Genomic DNA, 6495 nt, shown 5'->3' with positions numbered 1-6495 from the left:
TATATTAATAGTAGAGACATTCTTTGTTTTATGATTGATGAAATCAAAGAATGAGTTAAGACCACTTTGGATGGTGGTGAGTGGGGAGAGGAGTTTGGCTGTTACAATGTAAAGAAGGATAATGCTTACAATAACAGTTATTGTAACTATAATAAATTGTATCCAAGCTATTTTAGAAACATATTTTTGAATTTCTTCTACAAGCTCTGATGAGCAAATGATATAATCATTAAATTTAGAACACATAGCAAGTCTTTCGCCGCCTTGAGTTCTTGTATAAGAAAAGGACTTGAGTTCTCCAGCTTGTTTGAATTCGTTTTCAATATTTGGAACATCCGGATTTTGACCTAAAAATGCCTTATTTGAAGAAGCAAAAACATAGTCTTTTTGATCAAAAACAAACACACCTCCTGATAGCCGATCAAATTGGTTTTGTAAACTTGTAGTTGAAACATCAACGGCTAAAACTCCAATAAATTTACCATCTTTATAAAAAGGCATAGAATAAGTAAAACAAGGAAGATTTGTAGCCGTATCTATATAAGCAGGAGAAACATATAAACCATTTTTTTCTTTTGCATTTTTATACCAATCTCTTGTTGTAGAATCATATTTATCTGCTTTGCCGTAAATTATAGCATTAACATTTTTCTTATCACTTCTTGGATCGCTTCCAATATATTCACCATTTGCTAGACCTATATAAGCTGCTAGTAAATCACCAGCTTCTCTAAAATTGTGAAAAATTAAACCAGCATTTTGTAATACAGTTGTTTCATCAATAAAGCTACTAGAAGGTAGATCGCTTAAGCTTTCAGCAAGATCTTTTACAACAGATAGCTTCACTTCATCATAGTTTTCCATAGTGCTTTTTGCGGTTTTAACATAATTTGTTTGTGCAGAAATTGCTTGATCCAACAAAGCATTTTTTACAAAAACAAAAGTCACTATACCTAAAGCAAGTAGACAAATAATAGCCACTATATTGGCTATTAGAGACATTTTAATTTTTATACTCATACCAACTCCCTTTCTTTGATTCTTCGCAACTAAATTAAAAATTGGATTTTATTAAAAAATAGTTTAATTATTAATAAAAACTAAAAAATTGGCAGGAAAGGGGGAGATAAATTTTTTAAATAAATCTTTCAAAGTAAAACTATTCTTAATATTTATAATAAAAATTTTTGGTTACTATTAGGTAAAAGCCAAATTAATTAAAAAAGTTCAAAATAAAGTTAAGTATTAAAATTAAAAACATGATATAAAAAATCGTTAAATATTTTGCATCAAGAATTATAAAATTTCTAAGTTAACTCTAGGATATTGATTATACAAATTAAAATTGAACATAGTTTAAAGTATTTTATATATAAGAATCTATTCTATATCTTTATGTAAACAATGCTCGAAAATAAACTGATGTTCTTCTGGTAAAGCTTCAAATAAAGCATTGGCTAAATTTCTAATTTCCCAAAGAGCGGATTTTGAGCTGCGAAGTGAAATAAAATTTTGCAAACTTCTAGCATTAATAGTTAAAGTAAGTTCTGTTTTATAGCTTTCCGGTAAGCAGTATTTGGCTATATCTAAACTAATACTTTTTTGCAGAATCATTCTTAGATTTTCTAAAGCTTTTATACTAGCATTATCTACTTCTTCATTTCCGCAAAGCACTAAATATCGACTAGCATTTTCAAAATCTCCAATTTTAAATTCATTTTCATTGCGAAGTTCTTTTAGGGTATATCTTGTACTCTTTACACTAGGACTAGTATGGCGATGACGTGCAACCTCTTGCAAACAAGCCCTCGAAATTCCTTGGATATAAAAAGTATAATTTAAATGTTCTAAAGTTGAGGCGTGTTTAAATTTATTGCCAACGCGATCAATCAACTCTTTATCTTTTTCTCCACCACAATCACCCTTTTCAAAACTTTGCCAACAAGTTCTTGTTGCGTGAGAGCATATAGAAAGTGGAGTATGAAAAAGTAGAGTGATTTTCATAAGATTTTCCTTAAAATAGAATTTTTAATTTATATTATTGTTACATTTTTTACTTAAAATTCTAATGAAATAAAAAGTTTTATCAAGTTATAATTAAATTAAAAATTAAGGTTGATTAAAGTGATGAAAAAACAAACAAAGTATATTTTTGTAACAGGTGGAGTTTTAAGTTCTTTAGGAAAAGGAATTGCTGCAGCTTCCATTGCTACTCTTTTGAAAAATTCGGGATTAAAGGTGAGTATACTTAAAGCAGATCCTTATATCAACGTTGATCCAGGTACCATGAGTCCTTTTGAGCATGGAGAAGTTTTTGTTACCGATGATGGAGCAGAAACAGATTTGGATCTGGGGCATTATGAACGTTTTTTAGATGAAAGTTTATCTCAGGATAATAATTTCACAACCGGACGCGTTTATCAAAGCGTCATCGAGAAAGAAAGGCGTGGAGAATATCTTGGAAAAACGATCCAGGTTATTCCTCATATTGTAGGCGAGATTAAAGATCGTATCCAAAAAGCTGGTGAAGGAAAAGATGTTTTAATTGTGGAAATTGGAGGAACGGTTGGTGATATAGAAGGACTTCCGTTTTTAGAAGCTATCCGTGCTTTGCGTTTAGAAGTGGGTAAAAACAATGCTATGAATATACATCTTACCTTAGTGCCTTTCATAAAAGCAGCAGGAGAATTAAAAACCAAACCCACTCAACATAGCGTAGGAGAATTAAGACGTATAGGGATTAGTCCTGATATGATCATCTGCCGTAGTGAAAAATCTCTTGATAGAGATTTAAAAGATAAAATCGCTATTTCTTGCGGAGTGGAAAAAAATTGTGTTATAGAAAGTATAGATGCAGCAAGTATTTATCAAATTCCACTTAATTTTTTAAAACAAGATATATTAAATCCAATTGCAAGTATATTAAATCTTAAAATTTTAAAACCCGATATGCAAAATTGGAATAGCTTAGTAAAAAGAGTGATTGCGCCAAGTAATGAAGTTAAAATCGCATTTGTAGGTAAATATATAGATTTAAAAGAAAGTTATAAAAGCCTTACTGAAGCTATTATACATGCAGGTGCAGCACTGGATACAAAAGTTGAACTTAAATGGATTGATAGCGAAAAGCTTGAGAATTTAGAATTGGTAGAAATATTTAAAGATGTGAATGGAATTTTAGTCGCTGGAGGTTTTGGATCTAGAGGTGTAGAGGGTAAGATAAAAGCGATCAATTATGCAAGAGAAAATGAAATTCCATTTTTAGGAATTTGTTTGGGTATGCAACTAGCTTTAGTAGAATTTGCCAGAAATGTTTTAAAATTAAAAGATGCTAACTCAAGTGAGTTTGATGAAAAGTGTAAAAATCCTATTATTTATTTAATTGATGAATTTATTGATTTTAGTGGAAAAAAACAAATTAGAACCGCTAAAACACCTTTAGGCGGAACGATGCGTTTGGGTGCTTACGATTGTGAAATTAAACCCAAAACTATTCTAGCAAGAGTTTATAATAATATAAAAAGTGTTAGAGAACGCCACCGTCATCGCTATGAAGCCAATCCAAAATACCGAAAGGATTTTGAAAATAATGGACTTATTATAAGTGGAGAAAGTCAAGGACTTATAGAAGCTGTAGAGTTAAATTCTCATCCATTTTTTTTAGCCGTGCAGTTTCATCCTGAATTCACTTCAAGATTAGAACGTGCAAATCCAGTAATTTTTGGATTTATTGAGGCAGCAATAAAGTATGAAAAAGATTGATAAAAATGAAGTTAAAAAAATTTTAGCTTCACGTTTTGAGAAAGATTTACATACTAAACTTTGTGATTTGCCGTTGCCGTGTTGCTTAAAAGATATTTATAAAGCAGCAGAACGTATAAAAGTTGCAATAGAAAAAAATGAAAAAATTGCTATTGTGGGTGATTATGATGTTGATGGCGTGATTTCTTGCGTGATTATGGCAGAATTTTTTGACGATATAGGTTTTGATTATATAGTGAAAATTCCAAATCGTTTTAAAGATGGATATGGATTAAATTCTGAAATTATCAATGAATTAGATGTGAATTTAATTATAACGGTAGATAATGGCATAGCGGCACTTGAAGCCGCTAAACTTTGCAAGAAAAAAAATATTGATCTAATCATTACTGATCATCATATGCCTCAAGATATTTTACCCGATGCGTTTGCGATAATCAATCCTAAGCAAAAAGATTGTAAATTTCCAGATATTGAGATTTGTGGGGCACAAGTAGCTTGGTATTTGATTGCAGCTTTGAAAGAAGTGTGTAAATTAAAATACGATATGAGTCGATTTTTAGAATTACTAGCTATTGCTATAATCGCTGATATGATGGAGCTTAGAGATCTAAATAGAGCTTTAGTTAGAAAAGGAATAGAATATATAAATAAATCTAAAAGAGTTGCCTTTAAGGCAATTAAGGATTATTATCAAAAGGATAAATTTTCTTTAGATAGTATAGGATTTTTGATTGCCCCGCTTATTAATAGTGCGGGAAGAATGGATGATGCTAATATTTCTTATGAATTTTTACATACTAAAGATTTAAATAAAGCTTTAGAATATATGGAACAAATTGCTAATTTTAATGAAAGCAGAAAGGATGAAGAAAAACAGCTTTTTGAAGAAAGCTTAAGTCAAATCAATGATGAAGATCCTTGTATAATTGTATCTGGAATGAATTGGCATGAAGGAGTTTTAGGCATAGTAGCGAGTCGCTTAGCAAAACATTTTAACAAACCCGCTTTTGTATTTTCACAAAATGGAGATCATCTAAAGGGTAGTGCTAGGAGCGTTGGAAAGATTGATATTTTATCTTTAATTTCTAAGGCAAATTCATTGTTAAGTAATTATGGAGGGCATAAAGGTGCTGCTGGAATAAGTCTAAATAAGGAACATTTTGATAAGTTTAAAATTATAATCCAAAAAGAATGTGCAAAAATTCCTGATAATGAATTTTTAGACACTGATGAAATTTTAGGAGTTTTAGATCCAAATGAAATTGATTTTGAAATGTTAGAAATTTTGGAATCTTTTGAACCCTTTGGACATAAAAACCCTCGCCCTTTTTTTATATTGGAAAATTTAAGAGTGAAGAATAAAAGATTTTTAGGTAGAGATGAAAAACATTTGAAATTAATTCTATGCAAAAATGATAAAACTATTGAAGCTTTATTTTTTAATTTTGATAAAGAGCCAAATATTAACGAAGATATTAATATATTAGGAAGTATTTCTAAAAATGAATTCAGAGGGCTTTTAACTCCTCAATTTATCATAAAAGAAATTTTAGCTGAAGAAAAGATGTGTAGGATAAATCAATGAAACCAAAAATTGCGATTTTAGCAACGGGCGGAACCATAGCAGGAACTATAGACAGTGCTATAGCTACAACAGGTTATAAAGCCGGTGCTTTGGAAGTAGAAAATTTAGTTCAGGCAGTCCCACAAATCAAAGAATTAGCTAATATTATAGGATATCAAATAGCAAACATAGATAGTTCCAATATAAGTGATAAAATTCAACTTAAACTTGCTAAAAAAATTAATAAGCTTTTAATTAAGGATGAAATAGATGGAGTGGTTGTTACTCATGGGACAGATACTATGGAAGAGAGTGCTTATTTTTTAAATTTGGTTATAAAAAGCGACAAACCTGTTATCTTAACAGGTGCTATGCGACCCTCTACAGCAATGAGTGCGGATGGCCCTAAAAATCTTTATAATGCTATAGCCTTAGCGTCTAGAAAAGAAACTAAAGCCAAAGGCGTGTTGGTTGTAATGAACGATAAAATTCTAAGTGCTAGAGGAGCGGTTAAAACTCACACTTTAAATTTAAATGCTTTTTCTTCTCCAGACTTTGGAGATTTAGGATATATTTTGGATGGAAGAGCATATTTTTACAATTTTATTACCAAATTTCATACCAAAGATACTCCATTTAATATTGACCATCTCGCAAGCTTGCCTAAGGTTGATATACTTTACACCTATTCTAATGATGGAAGTGGTGTTGCAGCAAAAGCTTTATTTGAAAACGGAACTCAAGCTTTGGTAATAGCAGGAAGTGGGTCAGGAAATATACATGAGAATCAAAAGAAGATATTAAAAGAGCTTATGAAAAAAAATCTTATTGTTGTAATCAGTTCTCGCATACAAACAGGGCAAGTTGTTTTAAGCGAAGAAGATGAAGATTTGGGTTTTATTTGTGCTCAAGATTTAAATCCGCAAAAAGCTAGAATTTTACTGATGTTAGCATTAACAAAGACTAATAATCCCAAAGAAATTCAAGAATATTTCAGAATTTATTAAATTTTTTTGATCTATAAACTCACAGTTTAAAAATTTAATCCGTGATAAACCCTATCAACCTTTAATCCCCCTTTAAGCTTAATTAGTTATACTTTCATTTCCTTTTTTTATCTAAAAAGGACTTAAAATCTTAAAAAGAAGTTTCATCAAATACTTAAT

Annotated in this window: 5 protein-coding genes; 3 read left to right on the top strand and 2 right to left on the bottom strand. The window is 30.4% G+C overall.

Annotated elements, in window-relative coordinates; translation table 11 throughout:
• Both CQA76_RS08605 and thyX read right to left on the bottom strand, forming a co-directional pair.
• Positions 1-1020, bottom strand: a 1020-nt coding sequence (locus CQA76_RS08605) for a cache domain-containing protein (protein WP_212741551.1), incomplete at its 3' end; no start/stop codon positions are given.
• Positions 1021-1380: 360 nt separating this feature from the next.
• Positions 1381-2004, bottom strand: coding sequence for an FAD-dependent thymidylate synthase (gene thyX / locus CQA76_RS08600; RefSeq protein WP_137622978.1), 624 nt, complete (start codon positions 2002-2004; stop codon positions 1381-1383).
• Between the two features lie 123 nt (positions 2005-2127).
• Between thyX and CQA76_RS08595 the strand changes: the two genes are divergently transcribed.
• The 3 genes from CQA76_RS08595 to CQA76_RS08585 are packed head-to-tail and all read left to right on the top strand — an operon-like array spanning position 2128 to position 6336.
• Positions 2128-3762, top strand: coding sequence for a CTP synthase (locus CQA76_RS08595; RefSeq protein WP_137622977.1), 1635 nt, complete (start codon positions 2128-2130; stop codon positions 3760-3762).
• A complete protein-coding gene (recJ, locus tag CQA76_RS08590; RefSeq protein ID WP_137622976.1) occupies positions 3749-5350 on the top strand; it encodes a single-stranded-DNA-specific exonuclease RecJ in 1602 nt (533 codons plus the stop codon). The genes CQA76_RS08595 and recJ overlap by 14 nt, the downstream gene beginning before the upstream one ends.
• Positions 5347-6336, top strand: coding sequence for an asparaginase (locus tag CQA76_RS08585; protein WP_137622975.1), 990 nt, complete (start codon positions 5347-5349; stop codon positions 6334-6336). The genes recJ and CQA76_RS08585 overlap by 4 nt, the downstream gene beginning before the upstream one ends.
• Positions 6337-6495 lie beyond the last annotated feature (159 nt).

It is taken from the genome of Campylobacter aviculae (assembly GCF_005406215.1).
Classification (GTDB): domain Bacteria; phylum Campylobacterota; class Campylobacteria; order Campylobacterales; family Campylobacteraceae; genus Campylobacter_D; species Campylobacter_D aviculae.
The sequence above is the reverse complement of the archived record's forward strand: the minus strand, read 5'-3'. Positions and strand labels throughout refer to the sequence as shown.

Excerpts from the sequence above, each read along its gene's own strand:
- thyX (WP_137622978.1), bottom strand. The coding sequence starts at position 2,004 with ATGAAAATCACTCTACTTTTTCATACTCCACTTTCTATATGCTCTCAC.
- CQA76_RS08585 (WP_137622975.1), top strand. The coding sequence starts at position 5,347 with ATGAAACCAAAAATTGCGATTTTAGCAACGGGCGGAACCATAGCAGGA.
- recJ (WP_137622976.1), top strand. The coding sequence starts at position 3,749 with ATGAAAAAGATTGATAAAAATGAAGTTAAAAAAATTTTAGCTTCACGT.
- CQA76_RS08595 (WP_137622977.1), top strand. The coding sequence starts at position 2,128 with ATGAAAAAACAAACAAAGTATATTTTTGTAACAGGTGGAGTTTTAAGT.